Annotated in this window: 22 protein-coding genes; 8 read left to right on the forward strand and 14 right to left on the reverse strand. The window is 38.1% G+C overall.

Annotation, left to right across the window (positions count from 1 at the left end; all coding sequences use genetic code 11):
• Positions 1-452: 452 nt before the first annotated feature.
• From R7M92_RS16560 to R7M92_RS16585, 6 genes are all read right to left on the reverse strand, one after another.
• Entirely contained in the window at positions 453-1,034 is a 582-nt protein-coding gene (locus R7M92_RS16560) for a DUF2913 family protein (protein ID WP_054574998.1), read from the reverse strand.
• Positions 1,035-1,333: 299 nt separating this feature from the next.
• Complete coding sequence (locus R7M92_RS16565; RefSeq protein WP_025633930.1) at positions 1,334-1,597, reverse strand: hypothetical protein; 264 nt, start codon at positions 1,595-1,597, stop codon at positions 1,334-1,336.
• Positions 1,590-1,763 carry a hypothetical protein gene (locus R7M92_RS16570; protein WP_155486753.1) on the reverse strand — a complete coding sequence of 58 codons (174 nt, stop codon included), beginning with the start codon at positions 1,761-1,763 and terminating at the stop codon, positions 1,590-1,592. The genes R7M92_RS16565 and R7M92_RS16570 overlap by 8 nt, the downstream gene beginning before the upstream one ends.
• A 255-nt stretch (positions 1,764-2,018) precedes the next feature.
• On the reverse strand, positions 2,019-2,336 hold the full coding sequence (locus R7M92_RS16575) for a hypothetical protein (protein ID WP_025633931.1): 318 nt from the start codon (positions 2,334-2,336) through the stop codon (positions 2,019-2,021).
• An 18-nt stretch (positions 2,337-2,354) separates the two neighbouring features.
• Positions 2,355-3,074, reverse strand: a complete 720-nt coding sequence (locus tag R7M92_RS16580) for a hypothetical protein (protein ID WP_025633933.1) — start codon at positions 3,072-3,074, stop codon at positions 2,355-2,357.
• Positions 3,075-3,289: 215 nt separating this feature from the next.
• Complete coding sequence (locus tag R7M92_RS16585) at positions 3,290-4,369, reverse strand: hypothetical protein (RefSeq protein WP_025633934.1); 1,080 nt, start codon at positions 4,367-4,369, stop codon at positions 3,290-3,292.
• 742 nt (positions 4,370-5,111) lie between these two features.
• On the opposite strand from R7M92_RS16585, the gene R7M92_RS16590 reads away from it, so the two are divergent.
• Complete coding sequence (locus tag R7M92_RS16590) at positions 5,112-6,122, forward strand: RepB family plasmid replication initiator protein (protein WP_158083951.1); 1,011 nt, start codon at positions 5,112-5,114, stop codon at positions 6,120-6,122.
• Between the two features lie 1,121 nt (positions 6,123-7,243).
• Here the strand turns inward: R7M92_RS16590 and R7M92_RS16595 are convergent.
• The 3 genes from R7M92_RS16595 to R7M92_RS16605 form a co-directional block, all read right to left on the reverse strand.
• The gene (locus R7M92_RS16595; protein ID WP_025633937.1) at positions 7,244-8,008 is read right to left on the reverse strand and encodes a hypothetical protein; all 765 of its coding nucleotides are present in this window, start codon (positions 8,006-8,008) and stop codon (positions 7,244-7,246) included.
• A gap of 116 nt (positions 8,009-8,124) precedes the next feature.
• Positions 8,125-8,466, reverse strand: a complete 342-nt coding sequence (locus tag R7M92_RS16600; RefSeq protein ID WP_042776211.1) for a hypothetical protein — start codon at positions 8,464-8,466, stop codon at positions 8,125-8,127.
• Positions 8,463-9,614: a DGQHR domain-containing protein gene (locus R7M92_RS16605; RefSeq protein ID WP_077202323.1), complete on the reverse strand. Its 1,152-nt coding sequence runs from the start codon at positions 9,612-9,614 to the stop codon at positions 8,463-8,465. The genes R7M92_RS16600 and R7M92_RS16605 overlap by 4 nt, the downstream gene beginning before the upstream one ends.
• Before the next feature lie 147 nt (positions 9,615-9,761).
• Here R7M92_RS16605 and R7M92_RS16610 point away from each other — a divergent pair, with 147 nt between their 5' ends.
• Positions 9,762-13,469 (forward strand): hypothetical protein, encoded by a 3,708-nt coding sequence (locus tag R7M92_RS16610; protein WP_139351517.1) that lies wholly within the window; start codon positions 9,762-9,764, stop codon positions 13,467-13,469.
• A gap of 7 nt (positions 13,470-13,476) precedes the next feature.
• The gene (locus R7M92_RS16615; protein WP_025633942.1) at positions 13,477-13,947 is read left to right on the forward strand and encodes a hypothetical protein; all 471 of its coding nucleotides are present in this window, start codon (positions 13,477-13,479) and stop codon (positions 13,945-13,947) included.
• 243 nt (positions 13,948-14,190) lie between these two features.
• Here the strand turns inward: R7M92_RS16615 and R7M92_RS16620 are convergent, their stop codons facing one another.
• Positions 14,191-14,886, reverse strand: a complete 696-nt coding sequence (locus R7M92_RS16620; RefSeq protein ID WP_025633943.1) for a hypothetical protein — start codon at positions 14,884-14,886, stop codon at positions 14,191-14,193.
• 210 nt (positions 14,887-15,096) lie between these two features.
• Between R7M92_RS16620 and R7M92_RS16625 the strand changes: the two genes are divergently transcribed.
• The 3 genes from R7M92_RS16625 to R7M92_RS16635 all read left to right on the forward strand — a co-directional run bounded on the left by R7M92_RS16625 (position 15,097) and on the right by R7M92_RS16635 (position 17,902).
• On the forward strand, positions 15,097-15,732 hold the full coding sequence (locus tag R7M92_RS16625) for a hypothetical protein (protein WP_025633944.1): 636 nt from the start codon (positions 15,097-15,099) through the stop codon (positions 15,730-15,732).
• A 155-nt stretch (positions 15,733-15,887) separates the two neighbouring features.
• Complete coding sequence (locus tag R7M92_RS16630; protein WP_025633946.1) at positions 15,888-17,006, forward strand: AAA family ATPase; 1,119 nt, start codon at positions 15,888-15,890, stop codon at positions 17,004-17,006.
• 2 nt (positions 17,007-17,008) lie between these two features.
• Entirely contained in the window at positions 17,009-17,902 is an 894-nt protein-coding gene (locus tag R7M92_RS16635; protein ID WP_025633948.1) for a DUF4435 domain-containing protein, read from the forward strand.
• Positions 17,903-17,964: 62 nt separating this feature from the next.
• Here the strand turns inward: R7M92_RS16635 and R7M92_RS16640 are convergent, their stop codons facing one another.
• The 3 genes from R7M92_RS16640 to R7M92_RS16650 all read right to left on the reverse strand — a co-directional run bounded on the left by R7M92_RS16640 (position 17,965) and on the right by R7M92_RS16650 (position 21,890).
• Positions 17,965-19,236 (reverse strand): phospholipase D family protein, encoded by a 1,272-nt coding sequence (locus R7M92_RS16640; protein ID WP_025633950.1) that lies wholly within the window; start codon positions 19,234-19,236, stop codon positions 17,965-17,967.
• A gap of 352 nt (positions 19,237-19,588) precedes the next feature.
• A complete protein-coding gene (locus tag R7M92_RS16645) occupies positions 19,589-20,635 on the reverse strand; it encodes a ParB N-terminal domain-containing protein (RefSeq protein ID WP_025633951.1) in 1,047 nt (348 codons plus the stop codon).
• 10 nt (positions 20,636-20,645) lie between these two features.
• Complete coding sequence (locus tag R7M92_RS16650) at positions 20,646-21,890, reverse strand: ParA family protein (protein WP_025633952.1); 1,245 nt, start codon at positions 21,888-21,890, stop codon at positions 20,646-20,648.
• 254 nt (positions 21,891-22,144) lie between these two features.
• Here R7M92_RS16650 and R7M92_RS16655 point away from each other — a divergent pair, with 254 nt between their 5' ends.
• Both R7M92_RS16655 and R7M92_RS16660 read left to right on the forward strand, forming a co-directional pair.
• Positions 22,145-22,438: a hypothetical protein gene (locus R7M92_RS16655; RefSeq protein WP_025633953.1), complete on the forward strand. Its 294-nt coding sequence runs from the start codon at positions 22,145-22,147 to the stop codon at positions 22,436-22,438.
• A gap of 296 nt (positions 22,439-22,734) precedes the next feature.
• The gene (locus R7M92_RS16660; RefSeq protein ID WP_025633956.1) at positions 22,735-22,986 is read left to right on the forward strand and encodes a hypothetical protein; all 252 of its coding nucleotides are present in this window, start codon (positions 22,735-22,737) and stop codon (positions 22,984-22,986) included.
• Positions 22,987-23,267: 281 nt separating this feature from the next.
• Here R7M92_RS16660 and R7M92_RS16665 read toward each other — a convergent pair whose 3' ends face one another.
• Entirely contained in the window at positions 23,268-23,948 is a 681-nt protein-coding gene (locus R7M92_RS16665) for a hypothetical protein (RefSeq protein WP_025633958.1), read from the reverse strand.
• Positions 23,949-24,079 lie beyond the last annotated feature (131 nt).

Genomic DNA, 24,079 nt, shown 5'->3' on the forward strand with positions numbered 1-24,079 from the left:
AGGCGAAGCCGTTAAGAAAAGCGTTACAAATGCTTTTTAGCTCGCCGAAGGCGGATCATATGGCCACCAGCATTCTGCTAGGACGGTGACAATGGGGTTTTGTTGGCATCGTACTAGCGCTGGTGGACAACAGCCCATGAGCGGCAATACTTGGCGAGGAACGAGACTTAGTAATGCAGGGGTAAGTCCGGCGGGTGGGCCTCGGTGGCGACTAGGGGGAACCCTGTTAGTGGAGAGCTTTCAAACCCATTAACTCCATTTGTTTGTGAGGAATAAAGTTTCGTTACTAAGCAATAAGTTTGATACTGAGTATTAAAGTTTTATACTTAATGGCAGCCATCAGAGTACGCCGCCATTTCTAAAACGTTTATGTCCAACTTAGAACTAGCTGGTGAAGCCAGTTCATGGAAGATAGAATGAGCGGGCGTTTAAATGATGGCTAGCCAGCTTTTTTAAGCTGGGTGTACTAAGATGTGGGCTTGATGTTTCTCGGTGTTCCACTCTTTCATTTCAGCAAGAAATAGGCCGTGAGCATTAATCGATTCAATTAATTCAGGTGCACGCTCTAGTTGGATAAGCATCGATAACGGGGTGAGTTGATTGTGTTCTTGGTCAAAACCGTGTTCGACTTGTTCCTCTAGCATATAAAGAATCCCAGGCTCCGCTTCACTACCCTCCTCAAACAGTCTTGATTCGATACCCTCTACGTCATAAAGGTGTACGAGTAGGTTATAAAGCTTTTCAGCACCGATGAGTTTTGTATGCTTCGATTGTGAATTAAGTTGATGCAGTTTCATTTCTAGGTTCCCACCTTTTTTTCTTGCTAAGCTGATCATCAGTTTGATGTCTTTTTTGATATTCGATAACGACTTATCGTTGAGCTTTGGCTTAAGGTACTTTATCAGTATGTCATTGCGTGATTTTACTGGAACAAAACGGGAAGATGCGGAAACCTGACACAGCAAATGAAGCAGGGCGTGGGTAATGACGTTGTGAAGGTTGTGGTAGTAGTCAAAGTCTCGTTTGATTTGCATAGCCAAGGTAGCGTTGTGGGTGGATTATAAGAATATTGGGGCTGGGCGTTTTAAATCAACCTTAATAATGAGTTCGGGAGTAGTTTCCCAGACATAGAGTTGTTCATGGATTGCTAATGTTTGATTTTCCGAAAATGATAATTGTCCAGAAACGTATTTGAATGGGACCGCTCAATCTGTGGATGCTCAAGACAACCAGCATGAAACTTTATTCCTCTCCTACACCAATACATCCCAGACCAATTAATAAACCAGGTCATCATATTGCATGATATGGGGCCTATTTTTTTATCTAAGGTTCACCTTTTACGATGAAGCCTTTCGTTGGCCTTTTTGTGCTTTTGATAGCAACCCATCGAATCTGTGCCGCTAAACATAGCCTTCCTGCGTCGTTCGTAAGCACTACTAGGATTTGAGTTACCTTTCTTCTCTTTTCGTTGTTCACTTGATAGAAACCTGTTAAGTGCTTCATCAAATGAAGATGTATCACTCTTAAATGCCCATCTCACTGCTAACAAAAAACCTGCAACCAATAATGTGCCTAGAAGTACTTTCTCACTCATTTGGTGACTCTTCTGTTGAGCTCTTACTATCTGTTGTCAACGTTCCAATTAACTCATCATCAACTGGACATTCATTGCATCGGTTCAGACACTGTTCTTTAACAGGGACTGACACACTACAAAGTTCATCATTGCTCTGTTCTATAAGTGTTTCAAGACGACTCATTATTTCCTTCCTATAGTTAGGCATTAAGCGATTGTGATTATAGAAAATTCATCCATTTCCTAAATTTACTGAGACAAAAGGTCATGACAGTTTGAGCAAACACCTTGCTGTTTTTCTCTATCCACTTTTAGCCAATAACATGCCTGGGAGTTCTCAAAACATGCATTATTATCACTACACCCGCAGCCAATGCAGACAGCTTCTTTAGGCTCAGGTCGAATATTATAAATAGATAAATCTACCATGCTTTCCCCTTTAATCATTTGTCTTAACGAAAGGGTCGGGACAATCATCTAAATCAACAAAGTGTCTGTCTGCGATTTCTTCTATCTTCGGATACTCTTCTATGAGATCGAAAACCGACCTACCTTTGAGGTCATAGTCGAACTGAATTCCAGCTCTGAACCAATAATCGATCTGTCTATTCAAGCAGTTCTTTGCTGTAGATTTAGTTGGCTTTTTAAGTAGTTCCTCTAAATCTTCAGAGTCAACATAACCACCCGTCATGTCTTCAGCACAGCCAACTTTTTTAAACAAATACTCCCAGTCGGCGTACAATTCTTCGTATGTCATTGGTGAATCTTCTCCTGGTTAAATAGACTTCATGTTCTTGCGTCGTTTAATTGCATCAACCTCACGATTGTAAGCCTCTAAAGGCTCAAGTAAATGAGCATATAGCTTTTCATTTTTGATGTACTCATCATGATTTATTAGTGCCTTAAGTTGTGCTACGGACTCTTTAATTGGCACTCGTACTACCCAAGAGTCTGTTTCAAAAGAGAATTGCCATGCTCTTTTAAAATAATTTTCGAAAGCGTTTAGAGCCTTACTTCTCATAGTCCAAACATTACGCCTTCTTAATGCGTGATCACTCTCTAAATAGTGATTAGCAATATTATCGTTAATGTCTATCTCCCAACTCTCAGGATCTAAAACAGAACTAGTAAAGTGAGCGACCGTCACCCATAGGCACAGCTGTTCTCGTGTAAAAGTATCCGGATTGGAATTAAGCGAATCTAATACCTCAATAGCATATTTTTTCGCTTGTTTATTGATGTTTGCTAACTCTTGAGCCTTACGTTTTTCGATACGGGCTTTCTTCTCTTTAATTTTGGTAAACTTTTCTTTTGCTTTACTCAAAGCCTTTGCTGCGACTTTCATCGCTTCAATTTCTTCGAGTTCAAACAAGTCTCTAGAGAATGGGTCTTCGACTACTTCTTTTAGAAGTCCATTTGATAGCTTTGTTAGAGCTGTTTGCTTTTTGCGGGTACGTTCGGATGTCCAGTGCTTTGTGAAGTCTAAATCTGACAAAATGTTTCCCTCTGAGTGCTGATTTATTAATTAGTGTCAAACGTTAAATCAAGTCGAAGTGTTTCTGATTAACTTCTATACCCATGCCTAGTTTCTATCCAGTACATACAGCTAAAATCTAGCGCTATGACCTTGTAAGTGCGACAGGGAGCAAAGGGAATCCGAGTTAATGTGTTTAGTTAGTGGAAGCATTAATCGGAATCCCCGAAAATCAACTAAAGCACGTTCGAAAATGCAGATGTATATTGAAACTCATAACCCATATCTTCGAGTTTCCATAGTAAGTCTCTATAAAACCCCCTTAGAGTGTCCAGAAGCTCATATAGAGCTGACGATCCTTTATATTTATAGTCCTTGTCCGTATCTACAGCTAAACGATGACAAAGAGTGGATAAACCATCTAAAGAACTCAGAATGTAACCGGTATTAACTAGTTCAAGTGCACTGCTTATAGTTTGTCGAGTAGATTCTGACTGAGAGCTTGCTTTATACATTGTCGCCAGCTCATCAAAGTACTGCTTACCATCCCAATACTTAACAGCTATTTCTTCTAAAGAGATTGGTTTAAATTGGCAAAATACATCAAGCATTGAACACGCCTTTAGAGCTTCAACCTTCTTGAGTGTATCTTCTAAGCCGCATTCCAAGGTTAATGGAGCGAGTAATGAAAGGTACTTTCCATCTTTTGAAAGTGAGACCTCATCCAGACTTAAATCGTCTAGCGCACCAATTATCGCACTTTGGTTTTCTTTTGGAACATCAGATATATCAAGTTGAACGAGGGTATGATCGTCTTGGTTGATAACATGAGCCTTAGATTGGTGAGACTGCACTTTCTCTAAAGTGAAGATATCCTGGGTTATGGGCAGTTGGATTAACAGATGTGTGTCTGATTTTGGTAACTCGCTAACTTTCAAACACCCATAAATGATATCCAATTGTTGTCGAGCGGATATTAATTTAAGTTCAGTAGCATGAAAGAGCAAAATTGAAAACCTGGCAACCGAGAACTTGTCTAAGCACTTATTTCCACTTTCATACCATGATACCAAGAAGTTCGTTATGTTTAGAATGAACTTGGCACGTGATTCTGGTTTTCCTATAGCTGATATAGCTACATCCAATTCCTTCTTAAATGATCCCATCTTAGCCTGGAACTTTAGGCCAGGCTCAATATCAAGTTCATCTACCATTTGAATTGCGCTGTTAATCACCTTATTCATACAGCCATAAGAGACTAGTAAATTTTTAGCGTAGTTTAGTTCTTCTCTACTTACAAAAGATCTTCTTTTCATTTTAGCCCCCAAGCTATTACATATATTTCAACGGGATAGAACCGTTAATTCCCCATTAGTATAACAGTAAATACCATATTATAACAGTTGTTTGTGTATGATTTTTTAACTTTCTTTGTTTATATGACATGATGGTTCTGGAGAGCCTCGGAAGATTAAACCCATTGTGTTCGTGCGTATGATCCTTAAACCAAATGGTTAATTAAATGAATGATCTAAAGATCGTCATTGAAAATTTAGGGCAAATGCAAGCTGAGAGCGCCTCTATGCTTATGATTGGACACAACCCGGTATATGTGTCTAAATAGAGCAAATTAGCTCATATAGCTCTACTGAGTGGCTTTTTGAGTTAACATGCAAAAAAAGAACTATTACTACTTCTTTGTTCTCCAAGATCGTCCCTTTACCCTTCTAACTGATTAATTTCTAGACACTATTTAATAATAATATTTTTATTGATCTTATTAAGATCTTTTTTAAGATCTTATTAGGGTGTTGATAACTTATCTATGTTTTTATAATTCAAGTAGTTAGGAATTCGTTTAAGATCATCTAGGACGAAACACTATTACATTTAGGAAGATTTGAAGATCGCTTAGGACGACTTACCGTGCCATCTAGGACGCTTTCGGTTGTGGATAAGTCTGTATAAGTATGTATAAGGTTGGTTTGCTTACTTACTGGCACATTTAAGCCTACAATGTTACATTTGGTACAATTTCTTATTGTGTGTATCAGTATCATGACCGAGAACAACAGCAAAAACGATCTTACTGTTAGACAAGCGAACGCTTTAACAACGGCAGCTTATAGCCTTACTCGTTATGAGAAGCGGCTTGTATACATGTGCCTCAAGCGGATTAATCAGGAAAACCCTACTCCCGAACATTTAAAAACAATGGAATATGGTCAGTATCCGATCACTATTTCTAACAAAGAGTTCATCGAATACTTCGAGATAGATGATGAGTCGAAGAAAAACCTATCAAGAGACATACAACGCGCAGCACAATCTTTACATGAGAAAAGTGTGGTTATCTATCTTCCTGATGAAGACAGCAAAGATGGTGAAAAAGCTTATGATGCTATCCACTGGACCACTAAACAGAGCTATCGTCCTAAACGAGGACATGTAGTGCTGTATTTGAATGCTGAGTTGATTAGTATCATTAACCAAACCACATCAAACTATACACAGCTGCTGATAGGTGAAGCAGGAAACTTATCTTCCGTTTATACCATGAGGCTTTATGAGGCTATCAATCAGTGGAAGAATTTAAGAAATAACCTAATTCTAGATGTTGATTGGATGCGCTCTAGGTGGCAACTGCCCTCTTCGTATGACAGAACTGCGGTTCTTAAGAAACGTTGGCTTAACCCAGCAATTGAAGAACTTAATAAGTTGCACATTTTCAAAAGTCTTTCCTACGAGGATGTTCGAAAAGGTACCAAGACTGTCGCATTTAAGTTTACCTGGGAGCTTTCTAAAAAGGCCCCAAGTAAACTATCCCTTGCAAGGTCAGCAATCAAAGCTATCAATGCCAACCTTCAACCAAAGCAGAGTGAAATGGTCGCATTGACTGAGCAGATTGGAGAACTATTGCTGAATGGTGAAGATATATCCCCTGCTGTCCTAAGCGCTATTAAGAAGTTTGGTGAAGAGTCAAAAGATGCTAAAGGTACATCAATGAAGAAATCAGATGACGTCATTGATGTAACCGACTATGAAATAGTCACAGATGATGAAGATTAGCTTCAACTAGCACACCAAAGAAGTAAATTTCCATCCAACTAGCACATTCAACAATCAAGTGTGCTAGTTCTGCCTCAAAATACCGTCCTAAGTGTCACCTTTACCAGATATTGCTGGTGGCTAAACCTCTCAATAACTGTGATCCAACTCCCTAATTGTTGTTTTTTATCCGTGATTGAAGTTGTTTTGTGGGTGATGAAGACCCAATTCTTTCTTTATAACCTGCTTTTTTGCTTCCTTTGAATGAAAACCCTGTAAATGAAGGTTAAGCTAATTTTTCAGAACTCCTTCTAACGTATTGAATTATAAGGATAGTATCTATTGCTTCTAGTTGGAGGGGTGACACTTAGGACGAAAGTAAGGGATCAATGAATATGCAATGCGTTTTTTTCTCTATTTTCGTCCTAGGTGTCACTGTTCTATGGCGATGTTTTAATCGGATTTTTTATAAGTATATGTATTTTAATTGTTTTTCTGTGTCAAGAGCGTGAGGGGTGACATTTAGGACGGTTTTAAAATGATACTTTAAGAAGCAACAATGTGTGTCCAGTACTCTATAGAATAAAGCTCAAACTTAATGATTATAACTGACTGAAAATAAAAGATATTTTATTTGTGCCTTAGGCTGATATAAAAAGCTACACACTGGAGTCATACTTTCTCTACGTTCGATATACAGTAAAGAGTGATAGGTGACATCTAGGACGAAAACATTCGTAGGGGTAAAATGGTTTAGCCCAGTTGGGAATTTAAGAAAAGCTAGTTACTATAGATATCATTGAATATATTTAAAGCATTGAAAATAAAGATAAAAATCTCTTCTCTGTGACATCTAGGACGTAAAGCCTACTTGAGTATAAGAAAGTAGAAAAGCATATCAATGAGTTAAATATATGCGGTGGCACTAGATAGAAAACTTTCGTCCTAGATGTCACACTTAGATAGAGGTGTTCTTCTATCTTATTGATTTACTATGGTCCAATAGTGTCTGGGGTGACATTTAGGACGAAAACTAACGCTTTAAGAAAACGTCCTTGATGTACCACTTGTATATTAAGACCTGGTACACCAAGGAAGGTTTGTTTGAGAGGCCCAGAAAAGCTTTTACAAACTCAAGCTATCTAGTAATAGTAGGTCTTCCCGGATGGAGGTCGAGTGCTTGTGGTACCACCATTTACAGTTTTGTATCTGGAACCGGAAGGTTTGTTGTAATGTGCCCACCCTCTATACCTTACTCTCCATGGATCATCTGCACCCATTGTGTAGTATCCCATGTCAGCAAACGCAGCACGAGTTAAGCTTACTCTACAGCTAGGTGTAGCAGTTGATGTCACTGGCCCGGAAATTTCAAATAAACCAGCATTAGCGATTTCATCAGTGAGATTGTATATTTTACTATGATCAGTGATGGCTATTTTTGTGATCCCTTTGGTTTCCAGGTTATATGTTACAAGGAAATCAATGTTCGACGAGTTAGGCCAATATGAACCATAAGATGAGCTAAAGTACCCACTTGCTTTGCTGTCCATTGCGCTTTTAGCTCTTTTTGGAGAAAAACATGCTCCCCTTGCGACATTCACAGAAGCACATCCACAGTTAATAGTAATATCTACTGCCTCATCTTCATCCTCTCCAGGTTTGGGGATCTCAAAGTCCCCTACTGGATCATCTGGGACGGTTGGGAGCTCAACGATTGTTTCGTCAGAGATGTTTCTGGAGCCTAAAGTATCATCCAAGCCAACTGCACTTGTTTGGTTCATGTGTGAAGGAACCTTAATAACTTTATTGTAGCTCCCTGCATTGTGTGGTGCTTTGATTGAAGCAATTACAGAGGGGGCGGAAACCGCTAAAGCAATCCCCACTGTAATGAGATTAATGTTATTCATTGCAATCTACCATTGTCATTTATGGATAAAAAGCAATATAGGCCTTGAGCGAATTACAATCAACTTTAGTTTTCGAACTAAGGAAATTGGTTCACGGTTTCTTTTAAGGGTTGTACTCAACTTTCACCATAATTTGATTTGTTGGTGAAGGCGATACGGTACCGACAGTAGTGCTCTGCAAACTCGAAATCATCTTCATCAAAGATTGTGCTTTCGTTACACCATAACTTTTTATGTTCGTCACGTATCCTTACCGATTCAATGTGAATTTCAAATTTACATTGGACATCATTTAAGTAAGCAGATATGTGCTTTCCTAACAGTGGTTCTATGCTGTATATGTTGTACTCATTAACACCTTCCTTAATTGCTCGAGATAGACCCATTCTCGCCATTGTCATCGCATTAGGGCATCGATGTGCTTTCAGGTCTAAGTCATTACTCTCTGGTGACTTCATACTTCTTCTCCCACTGAGGGTAGTTCTAGTTCTTTACAAATAGCAGTAGCACAGCTTCTCTCTGAGCTGCGGATCATTCTGTATTTAATACTTCCATTTCTTGAAATAGATTTCTGTACTACATTATTCTCTAGCCAAAAGTCATGTGTAATATCTTTCACAGGCAATCGAACTATCCCATCTAGTACTGACCAATCAATGGGGGCTTTATGCATTCGAGACAAATGCTCTTCAAAGATAGATCGAATTACTATCGCAGTCCCTTTCCAAAATATACTTTTCGTGTACATAACATTTGGCCCTGAGTCTGAAAGAAACCTCATAGGTATAAGAGAAAAAAACTTGGTGAGGAATGGAGTTGTTAAGCGAATTATTTCAGCTTCGGTATCGCTTGAACCTTCAAGCAATTTGTTCATTTTTACAGGAGTTGTACCTAATGCGGTACAAATGAAATCGCCTAACTGCTTCAAGTCCATTAACTGGGATTTCTTGGGTTTTCCTGTGGTACTTATAAACCGCTTTAGTGAATGACCATCAACTAATACATTATCGAGTATCTGGTCCCTAATTAATCTGGAAAAGCTTTGCGAGCTGTCAAAGAATAAGTTTTGTGCTGATGTTGGTTTACGAAGGTGTAAGTGGTAGTCAGAAAATACCTGTCTAATCTTTTGAGTGACTGGCTCTAAGGTGTCCGTGTTTGTAACAATGAATTTAACTCCCAGCGTATGGTACTGAGTAGGACTAGCATTCGTAACTCTGTCCTTAAACAAATTCAAACGGTTCTGACCATCACATACAAGACGGTCAGATGAACTTTCTAATGTGGCTGTGACGACTTCTTTGTTACCAATAGATATTTCCTCATGGAGTTTTAATGAAGAAACAAAGACAGTAATGCTAGGGAGTACTGTATCCTCCCTATTGTCGAAATACTTAATCAAACCTTGTGCACGACCTTTCTCAAGGTCTCTCTGTCTTTTTTGATACTCATTTAAACTATCTGAGCTCTCTTCTTCAGTGAAGTTCTCAGCAAATTCTTTGCCTGTTATTACCCCCTCAAATACAGAAATGCCATTCGTGCAAATACCCTCGTTAGCTCTGAAGAGTACTAATTGAAGGTCTTGTTCAGAATAAATTGGTGTGTACATGTCTTGACCCGATGACTAAAAGAATAGAAGTAAAATACCATATAAATACACCTCCTTCAATATATGTGCACAAAAAAGTGCACTAAGTATATTTAAGTCTATGAAGTGTGTTTAAATATGGTATTATATAGTTGTCGGTCTTTAGTAATGGTTCAGCCAATGGTTAATATTTTTGAAACAACAAACCTAATAGAAAACGAATTGGTGGCTTTGCACGAGAGTGTTAGCTTCAAGTTCAATGCGGTTGTAGAAGAGTTTATAACGATTTTGCGATCTAGTGATTCGCTAGTGTTTGTTCCTTGCAGTATGGGTAAAGACTCCAGCACAGTTTTGAATGCTGCTTCTGAAGCTTATCGAGTTTGTATTCAAAATGGTTGGATCGAAAAAACTCGCCCCTTAATTGTTTCAACGGTTGACACTCTTTCGGAATCACTTCCAATGGTTATGTACACCAGGTGGGTTAAATCTAAGTTTATTGACTATGCAAAAGATAACGATATTAACGTTTACTACGATATTGTCACTCCGTCATTTCATGAAGAGTACGCGAACAAATACCTGACTAGTAATAAGCTAATACCAAATGCACAACGTAATAGTGACTGCAGCTCTATTCTCAAAATTGTTCCTAGCGAAAGATATTTAAAAAACCTATTGGACCGCTTTAAATCAGACGAAGAACTACAGCAATACACCCGTTTTGATGTGATTTGCGCTACAGGGCAAAGAAACAACGAGAGTACAAAGCGAAAAGGTAATATGGTTATTCAGGGAACCAGTGATAAGTCTATAAGTGATTTATTGAAAGAGATGAAAGAGTCTGACTTAAATACAGGCTACCCACTGTTTCTATACGCTCCAATACGTGACTGGTCTACCCAAGAGGTTTTCACTTCCTTAGAACTTTCTGGAGCTAAGCCTCTTACTCGTAGTTTAGCTGGGCTCCCTCCCCTTCCCGGCTTCCTTTCTGATTTCGCCCTGCTTTTGGCCATTTATGGGAATGCTTCTTCTGATGTCTGTGAGATTGCAGTAGGACAAAAGAATTCAAATGGTTGCAATGGATCTAGTCGATTTGGATGCACACTATGCACAATGGTTCAACACGATAAAACCCAAAACTCACTAGCTAAACATACTCGATGGAAAGTGTTTTTACAGGAAGAGGTTCTGCGCATTAGAGATTTCATGTTTCAGCTGAGTTGCAATATGGATGCGAGAATGATGCATGCCAAAGCTATCGATTTTGCAGCATATCAACGAGTAGCATTTCAGCCGAACGTTCTAAAAGTAAAGTATTTAGAAAAGTTGGTTAGGTATTTTGCTCAAATTTCAATTGAGTCATCTAAAAAAGCTGAAGAGTTCAAACGACTATATAAAAGTGGGTACGTCGACCAACATGAAGGCGTTATAGACATCAAAAATGATAGAAGCTTGAACGCTAAAGCCAGAAGAGCATTTCTTGATATGTACATTCAAGAGGCCCAGAAACCCTTAATAAACATTTTTTCTGAAAAGCATGCTGCTTATCTTTCGTTTAGATGGAGTCTAGATGGAGTAAATGCCCTTCCCTATAGACCTTTGGTTATCTGGAATGAACTTTTGAGAGGTAATGGCTGGATTCCTTATCCTAAAAGTAATGCAGAGTACGAATCTATTCATGGAAAAATCAGCATTAACTCATCGAAATTACCTGAAGCCGTATTAATGAAAACTCTTAATGTTGACAATGACCCAGTGCGGTTTATTGATAATCATAAGTCCTTTCTTAGCTACTGGGAGCGTCCAATAGATGCGAGCGATTTGAATGAAAGCGATTTTAACTGCACCACGAAGATCCTCCCTAAAACACAGTTACCTGTAAAAGTGAGTATTGCTCATAATTTAAAGCTGGAACCAATCAGCCAGGACACTTCTCGATCTAAACATTGTGATCTCTTAGGAAGGATTTCAGTGATGGTCAATGCTGAGAGAGTTGAACTCTTTGATTTGATTTCAAGTAACTCTGATAAGGTAATCAAGTTGGAGTGTAATGGACGTAAAGCTTCTAGTGCATTTTCAGAGTACTTTAAAACTAGTCTACTTAAGGGTTATGCAAACAAAAAAGCACTAAATTGGTATAACGAAATTGATGAGCAAATTAGTAGCATTGAATTTAGTTCTATCCAAGAAGCTACGAAAGTGATTTATGCATCCTTTAGTTCTATGTTTGGCGGTGGAAAGATAAACACCAAGCTTTCTATACCCTATCTATCGCATGTTACTGATATCCAATACCAGGAAAAGGCTCGAAAAGTTAAACCTTCATTAGATTTCACAAAACGTGTAGCAAAAATTAGATCAGGTAAACTTACTAAGGGAACAACAAGACTCTCTTTCTATAATCTTGAAACAAATCCAAGACTTCACTATGCGCATGCAGATAATCATAGAGTGCTTCACCCTGACATCGATCTCTTGGGCGAAGAAGTTAAAGATGTTTTTACACCAGCACATTATATTGACCCTAATGCCGCTCTAGGCGACAAGTTAAATATTGTAGTTAATGAAAGAACTCTCAGTCAGTGGCACTTAACCCAACCTTACGAAAGAATTAAAGCTGAACATGATCTTGCACTCATTCAGAACATAAGAAGACGTAGATTGTCTCTCTCTAATAGAAAACAATCAGTACGGTCCACGCAATTAGGAGCTGTGGCACGTTCTATGGTAGAGACAGGGGCCGTTAGGATATCGTTAAAGTACTACCCGACATTCCTCGACATAGCCAAGAGAACAGAGTTACTGTCAGAACTTGGTTGTTTCGACTACCAAGACATGAATGCATCAGAACTAAAACAATTGCCTTTTATGGTTTCTATGCAAAAGCATAGGATCGATAAAGCTAAGCTATTACTTCATGTTCGGGAGCGTAGAAACGCAATAAGACACAAAATAAAGCTGCAACTGTCTAGGCCGTTGGAAGGCTGTGAGAGTAGATTAAGGAATCACTGTGATAGATTGAAGAAATACCTGGCTCGATTTGGTGAATCAACTGTCAAGCTAAACAATCCCACACTATTCTTGACCGATAATCAGCCTCAGATTCATCGAACATTAAAGTGCTGGTCTTTATTAAGCTCAGACTCGTTCAAATCGATTGAAGAGTTCTACAAAAGTTCTCTCTCTACTAACCAACTAACAGAACTGAATGCTAAGCCATCTATTAAGAAGGAAATTACACACTTTACAATCGAACAGCTAAACTCAGTTGTTTCAGTACTAGAGCAATCTATTGCGATGAACTGGGCACTTAAAGGAGTGTATTCAAATGCCATTAATAGTATTGATAGTGAAACAGTTTCAAAAATCGCTAAGGTATCTAAAGACCTATCTAACTTGAAATTTGACGATGTTTTTAAGTATAAAAGTTCAGAGGAATATCTTTGTCTAAAAACTGAATTGAGAAATCTGAATGCAGCTCTATACACGCGACTAAGTAATATCGAAACACCAGCCTCAAATGTGATTAACTTAGACAAACAAGATTTTCTAGCTTCATTTAACCCAAGCGTAGAAAACTACTTAACTCGGTTGGGAGAATATGAGTCAAACCTATCTGAGGCTCTTATCACCCTCGAGTGGTTTAAAGCTCAAATTGAAGATATAAAGAGATTTTCTCTTCGTGAAACAATATCAAAGTTTTCACTCGAACAGCGTCTATCTCTATCAACGGATTTATGTACAATGCCAGTAAATACGAATGTTACAATTTCTCCTGATCGAGTCGATAGTAATATGCATACGACAAAAGTAACTAAACGTTCTACAAGAAATGTAACGCCAAAACCCTTACTCGAATCACTATTAAATCTATAAAACAATTATGTTTACTTATGACTATAAAAACGATTTATCTCTCTTAGCTGAAGCGTTTAAACAGAGTGAAAGCACAATAAAACTGTGGCAGAAATCAAAGCCGAAACAGGCTTTCATGTTGGATAATGCATTCAACTACTGTAATGATTACGATGAACTAAAGCTATTTGTCAACAGGCTGGTGGAATTGGAAACCATAAAAGAGGTTAACGCCGAACTAGGATTGCCTAGTGCTCCAGATCGACTTGTAGATGAAGGCTTCTCTAAGTCTGCCTATTGGAAGTGGTTTAAGGAAAACAGGCACTTGTATGTTGCGATGGTTATGGGGTATTCAGAGTTTAAGGTTCAGAACCTAGTAACCAATACTAACCAGGATTTGATAGCCAAGATACTAACTAACCTAAGTAAAAAGGAGCTGGTATCGCTCTACACCTCTGACCCAGATAGTTTAATTAAGTTAATCAATACGCTTAAGTGATGTGAATTTTTGGGGTGATATACAGTGTATATTCTAATGGGACCAGTATTGATGTCACATTGTAAATATACACTGTATATTTTAAAGGGAGCTATTTGTTAAAATAGTATACAGTGTATATTACTCAGATATCCATCTGGCATAGTGTTCCAGAACTCTTGATTAACTATTAATCAACATGGTTGTTCAAAAAAAAGTATTAGAATATACAATGTATATTCTTAATCTAAAGTGTTTTAAATACTACAATTTTTCAGAATCAAGCGCGTAAGTACCCATCATAGTTGCATCAGCCGAACTGTTTTTCATACTTATGAAAACCACGGACTTACTTTTATCGAATTGGTCATTCGTGCACCCAATTAGACAACGACCCACTTTATGTGGTTTTGTTAATTTGTATATTCCAATGCCGATAGCATTGATTGCTCTAGCGAAACTCTTAGATAGTCCTGCCATAATCAACTTGTTGGCCATTTCGGACAGCTCCTGAGCATATGAATCTGTCATGTTTTCTGCCTTTATCTTTATCATTGAGCTCGAACCAAGCCACCAGTTGTTGTAAGCACCAGACTTACCTTGTGCGAGGACAATGTCTTCGATTGTGTACTCAATACCGAAAATGGTGAGTATGATACAACCACGAATGGCAAAATTGAGTTTACGTGGAATGTCATCCATATAGGTATCTGCTATTGCACCTCCTAGGCCGTTTTCTTTGGGCCAATTTACATTTGACACTAGCCAGTTAGAAACTTCATGTGACCCCTTCCTGCCAGCAAGTACAACCAATTTTGCTGGCTCCTTGTGACAAGCGTTGTAGCAACGGACTCCATCATAAGGTTGACCATGGGTGATACAATGGGATTGTTCTATGAAATTGATATTAGTTAAGCCATCGAGATTAAATTCAAATGCGTTTGAATGAATGGTAGCCACAAAATACTCCTTAGAAAAAGCTCACTTGCCGATACGAATTAATGAATACAGATAAATACTTTCGGAATAACTAATAGTTCATAAGTAAACAGAATGTAAGGTGAGCCTAAGAAAAAAGAATCTAAGTTTGAGCTCTGTTGATACAAGAATGATCTAAGCTTGTTTAGATGAATTAACAAAATAATAGTAAAATTAAGATAAGGGAGATCCATGGAAGGATTGGGTATTATTGTCTTTAACGGTATAGGGATGCTTCTGTGTTTCTCTATTGGTTCTTTCGTTGCGTACTTTGGTTATAAAATTTTCAAAAGAGGCGCCTCGTTAAAGGAAGAGGAGCAACTAATCGAATGGAACAATCTCAAGGTTTCATCAAAAGGTGGAGGAGCAATAGTTACATCATGTTCAGCAATTTGGGCAATTGTGGGCTTATATGTTAGCCCTGGCATTTCAAATACTCCAAATGGGCCGGATTATACATCAATTCATAATAAACAGAATATAGAACTTAAGGTTGCAAGTGCGTACGTTGATGACCCTGAATCTATATTGGATAACCCTGAAGAGTTAAAAAAGTATTTTTCCGAGAGTTTGTCATCAAGAGACTATGACGTTGGAATTATTCACGTGAATGGCCGAATTGGAAGGTTGGATTCAGACTCAACAAACTACTTGGTTGATAGTTCAGGAAATACGACCTTAACAGCTGAGGCAGAAGGGGAGTTTGGTAAAGTACTAGTTTTATTCAGACCAAAAGTTAATGAAAAAAATCAATTGATATTTGATGCAGATGCTTTGGTTAAGAATGTGGATATAAATCGTCTAGATAAAGTAAAGAGTTCAGACTAATAAATCTTTACTATTCAAGCTACGTTGGTCTTTGGTCATTACCCATAAATCACTGAATAACCCACAGAAACAGAAATACCCAGAATCAATATGCACTTTACGACATTACCTCTAATGGTACAATGCGACATAATTTTCAATAAAAATACTACAAAATGTTCCTAAGAATAGAAAAAATTACAGTTAAGAATCTGTTTGGTTTTTTAAACTATGACATTGAACTTCCAGAGTCCGATCATGTGGTTATTACAGGCCCCAATGGCTATGGTAAGACTATGCTTCTCAAATTGATTCATAATGCTATCTCAAATAACTACAAAGAATTATCTAAAATAAGTTTTGATACATTCGAACTGAAAACCAATCTTGGTCTTGTCCGTTACTTCAACTCAGAATCTGGTATGCAGATCGAGTCATTTCTTAATGACGCAAAAAAGATCATCATTCCTTCAACCCAAAACTTGTCTGAAGAAAAGGTATTTGATTACAGAAAAGCTTTTTCTATTCTTATCCATTCTGTACATCTGAATGACGAAACTGAAGCATATAGCATCATTACAAAGCAAAGAGCGTTTCTAGAAGATAAAATGAAGTTTGCGCTAAGTAAATTGCACAAGCTTGACCAGTTGGTTTATGACTTATTTTCATGCATTTCAATAGAATCACACGAAGTTCAAAATAACGCATTACCGTACATGCAGAAAGAGAGGATAGTTGGCCTACAAGACCTGTTAGCACCTTACACTCGTTTCGGATTGCTACCAAAGTCGAGTAAGTATCTCGAATTGAATGACTTAAACCTTGTATCAGACTACACCATTAACTTGAGTGATAAATTGGATGAAATATTCTATGAAGAATCTTTGCATGAAGACTTTGTAGGACGTTTGAGCGAGTTCTCGAAGCTAATTGAGAAGAAAAAGTTTTCATTTAAAACTATAGCAGTTAACCCGGAATACGGCTTCGCATTCTTCAATCATGTTGGTGCTAATATACCTTTAGAAAAGTTGTCTTCAGGCGAGAAGAACCAAGTATCTATTTTCTTTGATCTAATTTTCAAAGCAGAAAATGGTGCAATCATTTTGATAGACGAACCTGAGGTATCTCTACACATTTCATGGCAGAAAGACCTCCTTAATGAGTTCTCTCAAATATCAAAGTTTAATCACTACTCACAGCTTATAGTAACAACGCATTCACCGGATGTGATTGGTGATGAATGGGAAAGTTCAATTGACCTCTTTGACAAGCATGTGATTGCAAAGAGTAACTAGTTATGTCGAGTTTAAGAGATGCTACCAGAGAACGTAGCGATGAAACTAAATTTAGCGCTCTGCTTTTACAGGTCCAAACTGACCACGTAGGCAATAGGATTATATTTGTTGTTGAAGGCGACTCCGATATTACTCTGTTTAACATGGTGTTGAGAAATACAGAGTTCTTTTACTGCACTCCAGCAAGTGGAAAGGCGGATGTCATAGAAGCTGTTGATAGGCTGAGGACTCGTATTTCTAATCAAGTTTACGGTATAGTCGATGCAGACTTCGACCACGTACTAGAAAAGACTTACAACGATACATTTATGACGGACGTGCATGATGCAGAAATTATGATGCTTCATGATGAATTTATCACAGATTTTATAACTGAACATACACAAAATCATATTCTGGGTCCGATGCAGATCGATGAAGTTGGTCAGAGATTAATGAGTAATCTGATGAGCGTCTGTAATGAAATCGGTCTTGTAAAACTCGCTTGTAGGTTGCTGAATTTGAATGTGAGATTCAAAGGTATGAACTACTTTACTAGCGAAGCTGTGACGGTTAACGATTTTAATGTGTCAATAAACATTCAAATCTTAATCGAAGCTGCAATCAGAAGAAGTCCGAGAGTAGAACAAACTCATTGTATCGACATATACAATAAATACGTAGAGTTAAATCAAGCTGGTTATTGTATATATCAGACCGCGAATGGGCATGACTTTTGCCAGTTGCTGGCTCAAGTGTTTAAGCAACCATTATCATCAGATAGAAATGTAACTGTCAAAGGGGTAGAGAAGTATCTTCGAAGCAAATATACAAAGGAGAACTTTGAGCGGACTAATTTATATGAGCAAATGATTAGACTTATTGAGACCGATGCAGAGGTAGAAGAAGTAGCGTAGTTTTTAGGATATCATATTGCCTCATTTCAACAGAAGTGAGGCGTCAATAACTATAACTTTCGTTACTCACTTACTTGAACAACTTTGTTGCCGAAGTATCTTAGTACTTTAGTTGTCCTACCGTTGATGACTGGCAAATCTTCTTTGTTAATCCATCCAATTAGCTCCTGAACATTAGATTTTCCGAATTGGTTCAACTTATACTCACTATCGTATATGCAGTTTGCCATACGTGTTACAGGGTCTCCAGTGCCGTATAGTAGGTATATCAGAGTCTTTTTTACCCTCTGTTCTTCATTACTTCCCATAAAGCTCTCCTTTAATGTATTGAGGCCACCTTTGTAGAAGCGAAACCGGTCATGGAAAGAGTGCAGAACGCAAAGTGCCTCAACTATATCAATCATTGAAGCTGATATGATTGCTTCCTTTGAACCGAGGACTTTTTTTATAAGGGGATAATTATGCGGAACAATGCGATCCTCAAAATGTTCCCATTTTGTATTCATCCATTCATTAATAAGTTTTGCCGTTTTAGACCGTTGTTGTTCATCCCATCCAAGAGGTTGGTGCTTCCAAGTGTCTTGAGTGGCATAGAAGTCGCGAACAAAGCTGAAGAATGAGTCAATTTCTAATCTTAATGGTATTAAGTCACCGTTAACTTTTCTATCGAAGGTTTTGTAGATTTCTACTATTCGATTAAAAGCACTAACTGATTCTTGATATGAACGCTGGTATGTATCTTGGAAAATAGACTTCTGTGATGCTTTCTTTTTACCGCGATTGATGTTCGAGAAGTTCACATCCCCCATGGTGTCGATGACATCGTGTTCCATGTCATTTAATAGTTTATTTGCATGATAGTACTTGTTATAGATACTCCGATAGCATTTGACTGCATCTCTATTGAGCACTTTTGCGTCACGCCAGTATTCACTGAATAACTCTTGCAGTTCTATAAATCTATGATCTTCCGGGTGGATGCCAATCATAACTTCTTGATTAGAATATATGGCGGATCGAGTTAGATTCGCTGAACCCAACAAGATGGACTTATCACCAAAAATGTAAAGCTTAGGATGGAATGAGTTGGTCGTGAAGAACCTAGCTTCAACCTTATTATTGTTTAGTAATCTATCTAGTGCAGATGGTGAGGTTGGAAAACCAAGTCGCACAATGATTTTTAAATTACATCCTTTTCCAAGGACCTCATCTATAACATCAAACTCTGTGAAAAAAGCTGAAGCAATGAATAAGTCCATTCCATCTTCTATATGATCTGTGATGCCATGTTTAATGAAATCATTTTTTGAAGTTCGATTAGTATACAAGTCCATTGGTTTGCTCTCATCACTCTCTTAAAATAGTACAAGCCATTGAGGTTGATAAAAGAGTAACTTATATCAGTAAAAGGATACACTGGCCTAAAGAATTCTGTGGCTACAAGCTTATTTTCGCAAGTTTGGAGTTGATCAAGTAAAGATATTAGGGGAGGGGGAGTTGTATATTTTCTGGTTTGAAAAAAAGAACCCCCTCCTACGCAAAAGCGTAAGAGGGGGACAGAGATAAACGCTTGGGGGCAATTTAACTCCGAAGCGAATTATATACAGGTTTACAGCTTAGTTCAAAGAAAATGACACTATAAACAGTTAAATGCCCAATTTTTCAGCATGATAGATAAACGCCACACTATATGGATAATCCCCAATCTCCTAAAAGCTGATCAAGCTGCTGCTTTTGCTCATCGCTTATATTTTTAACTGTGAAACTGAACTCACCTTTCAAGGAGTCATGTTTTACGTGAACTTCAGAGCCGTTATCAAGTTTCTTCTTAAGTTTCTTTGGCTTTGTCAATGCATCTTGCCCTTGATCCTCATCATGCTCGGCATAGCTGTATGACAGAATCTTTTTTACGATTTGAGCGTTGGCGTGTTTAGCACTTAATGCTGTAAGCCTTAGGTTTTCTGTCTCTTCTAATAAAGATGAGCAAAAATTTTCAAAGCCTGATTTTTCTTTATCAGAAAGGCTAGTTATTTTCTTGTCTAATTCAATTATTGAAGGTCTTCCTAGATCAGGAACACTAGGAATGACATCTATTAGCCATTTTGGTAGCTCTGCCGCTTTTATACCAGCTGAGACTAAGTTTTTGTCATAGCCTTTCTCGGTGGCAATCTGAATATTGTTCAAACCTTGTTCTTTCTTGAGGTTCAGCCATTGCTTACCTAACTCATAGAGAGACATGGGTCTATGTGTATTACTTACTTCAGATAAAGACTGCTTACTTTCGCGTGTAATATTTTGACTTGTAGCATAGATCTTAAAACCGCGCTTACTGTAGAAACAACCGCTTCTGCGTTGAGAGCCATCAATAACTTCATAAGTGACACCCCCTTGTGAATCAGTGTGTTTTATAGCAAGACCGGGATAGAGTTGACCCTTATCAGAGATCTTGTTGGTAATATCTATAACTGACAGCCGAGACATAATTGATTGATCTCGAACATTATCCTCTGATACGAATGTTTCGGCTTCAATTTTATCAAAAGGAATTTCGACCAGTTGAAACAAGACTTCTTGGCCATCAACCGCAATTTCTAGTTCGGATACTCCTGCTTGAGCTGCCTCGTTAAGGAGTTGCTCCTCTTTCGTTGTGATTGCAACACTATCTGATGATAACTTCGAGGTACGATTACCACCTGGTGTATAAGCTTGGACATTTCTTCTATGACTTGACATGGTGCCCTCTTTATAAATCGATATCTTTTAAGTGATCTTTAAGCTCATTTGCTAAATCAATTACTGAGTCCTTAGAGTCACGTAGCTGTCGAGGGATACAAATACCTTCGCTAGAAGCGACATCTAGTACTGTTCGATAATTTTTGGCTGCGGTATCAAAAGCATTTGAGCGAATGATGTAGTTATTGAATACCATGGAACGGTACTCATCTTTGATACGATTTGATAGCTCAGTATCTCGGTCTTTCTCTTCTTCGACGTTGGTACGGGCAATTTTAATCCAACGAATACCTTCTGAACCTTCTGGCAAAGCTCGAACCTGGTTAGGTAAATTATCCAAGAATTGAGTTGTGGAGCTCCAGTCGAGAGCCTTTGGAGATACTGGTACCAACAAACCATTACAAGCGTACAGTGCACTCCAAGTAAGCGGGTTGATTTGAGGTCCTGTATCAATAAAGATTAAGTCGTATTGGTTACGAATAGGGTCGATAACTCGTTCTTTTAATCTTGGAATTAGGTTTTCTTCTCCGAGCCAATGTAAAGACGAAAATCGCTCATCCTCAGGAAACGCTGGCATGATTCGAACATTAGGTAAGAAGGTATTAAGGATTGCTTCATCAATAATATCCTCATGACTTAAACCATAATTCACGAAATTTTGATATAGAGAATCTTTACCCTCAAGATCCGCTGTCATAATGTCAACGGCAGTGAGTTGGTCCAGATCATTTTGTTTGTATTCCTTAGATTGAGCGAACAATTTAAGTGAACCCTGTGGATCTAAATCAATGATTAGAATGCGGATACGTTCAAGGTGCTGTAAACCTAATGCCTGAGCCAGGTTAATAGTCGTCATGGACTTACCTGTACCACCTTTCTGGTTCTGTACATTGATAATATGAGTACCACGATTAAAATCAGACCATTTTGGCTTACCAGCTAAATCGAGAATTTCATGAATATAGTCTGGCGAATACGCATACTTACCACGGATCATTTCAGGTGGTTGATAGCCTTGCTCCACCCAATCTTCTTCCTTTTTCTTAAACGTGTTGACAGAGTCCCAGCCACACATTTTGCTCATTTTGGTTTGTGGAACTGAGTGATTAAGAATGACCTTGCTGACTTCAAACTGTTCATCGAGTACAACCTTCGATTGCTGAAGGATGTTTGCTCGACGTTCTGACTCGGTACGACTTACGCTCTCGTTTGCTTTTTCCAAATTCTGCAAAACGGATTCAGTGACTGATGACATTGTGACTCTCCATAAAATTGACAGTCACATTGTCAATTAACAGGTGATGACTGTCAATGATAATTAATGGGTATCAATGATATGTTGAGGCTATCATTTTTATTTGAGGCTTTCATCACAGAATCCTAATGAAAAAAGTCAAATACAGTGCGAACAGAATCTATAGGTTGATTTTGTCGCTGTATATGGTCAGATATCTGAGTGTACAGAAACACAATGTATAAGCTAAGCTATTAATAAATAGAGAAAAAATAATGAGCGACATTAAAGAGCAATTGCTAGTATTTTTGAGAGAACGGACCGCGGTAGAGGCTGTTGTGTCTCCGAGTGTTTATGTAAAAAGTACTGCAATCCCACGCGAAGATAAGTTAGAAATTGTATTACATCGGCAGTCTACTCCATATAACAGTAAACATTTCATTGATGTGATGATAGAAGTACCTTTAGAAATCAACAGAAAAAATTACGAAATTATTAAGAGCTGGCCTATGTGCAAACTAAACGAATACTCAGATTCTAGTATGTTATTAGTGAAACGCGAAGACTAAAAATCTTGAGTTGTTGAGTAAAGTATGCTTAACGTATATAGTTAAGCATACTTTACAAAGATAGGTTTCTTGTTACCGTGACTAAAGACGAATACATTGAGTGCTATAAACGAAAAGGTTGGACTACAGCACACCTAGCCAATCGGTGGGGGTTTAGCAAGGTAAGAGTCTACCAAATTGCAGAGGAAGTTGAGCTAGGGCATAGTAAGAAACAAGCTCATATAGATATGCTTAACGGGCTACCCAAAGCGCCAAAATCTATTCGAAAACCCTATAAAGAAAACTAGGAGAAGCTTGTGAAAAGGCTTGAGAATGTAATGGAGAATAACAACCTAGCTTTGAGCTTTGGTCCTGCAATAGACTTCTTTGTTGACTGGGGCTTCAAGATAGCGCTTTTAATTTTTGTAGTGGTGTTTATTTCATCTCTAATCACTACTTACTTCAATGGTGCACTACATACTAATGCTCTGTCTGTATTTGGATTGACAGGTTATTTAATCGCTAGTGCTATATATCAAGGCCTGAACGATCATCATCGGGGATACTAATATAAATTTTTCATTTGGCGCTATACAAGAATTGAATCGCGTTCCGTCGCCGGAACGCTGTGAGTCAAAACAAGGTCAAACGTGATATGACATTCAAAGCCGTGCTCCGTTCGGAGACCATTTACTAAGTTGGTGCTCCTCTTTGTTTGGTTCATTTGATAGTGTTTTTGCCTGAGGTTTTTGACCAAGCAAAGCACTTCTTGATCGCTGCTTCTACGATAGATATTTCTACAAAACTACCACTTGTTTAATCCTCTTCGGTATCAAGTGGCATTAGCCATTTATTGAAAGCACCCTAAATCTAACAGTTGCCTTTTTATTTCAGCGAACTGGTCAATGTCAATTATGCTTAGTTGCAGCATTCTATTTGTAATGAATTTTGGTGTTACGTTCATCTGTAAAGCTATCTGCCTCAAACCAATATCTTGACTCAAGTAATTCATCAATTGCTCGTCACTCGAACTGTTCCAGCTATTGGTGGAACGAGGAACACTTTGAGTGATAGTAGTGTTGGTCGAGGTTGCATTTTTCGGCAATTGTTTAGGTTTAATTGATATTTGGTTCTCTGTGTTGTGGCATAAAGAACTTATGCTTTCTACTAGCCCAATTAGACCGTACTCAAAATGAATGTATGGAGTGAAAGTGATAGAAACTATAGATGCATTAGATAGTATCGACTTCGCTAAATCCATTTCGTTGCATTTGTTTTTAGGGATCAACAAATTTATCTTGCCTTCACATTTAGTCTCGATACCAATTACAAGTCCGCCTCTTTTTTCGTGCATTGCATCACTAATAACACCAGCAAAAGTACATTTGGGGCTAAACTTTGATACTCGTTTTCGCCAAGCGTCTCGGTCACGACTTTGCAGTGAAGTAATATATTGCTGACTTGTAGAGGCTGATTTTGGTCCAACAGAGATAATCCATTTAATGAGTGATGGCCAATTTGAGATTTTCATGAGCTGTACCTGAAGGATAATTACACAGTATAAATACCACATTAACACACGCGCGAGTTGAAATAAATCGAATTTATAAAGATTATGGAATATAGTAAATATGTCATTTGAGGATAAATAACAAGGTCTAA

Source organism: Vibrio sp. Vb2880, from assembly GCF_033337975.1.
In the GTDB taxonomy this organism is placed as follows: Bacteria; Pseudomonadota; Gammaproteobacteria; order Enterobacterales; family Vibrionaceae; genus Vibrio; species Vibrio alginolyticus.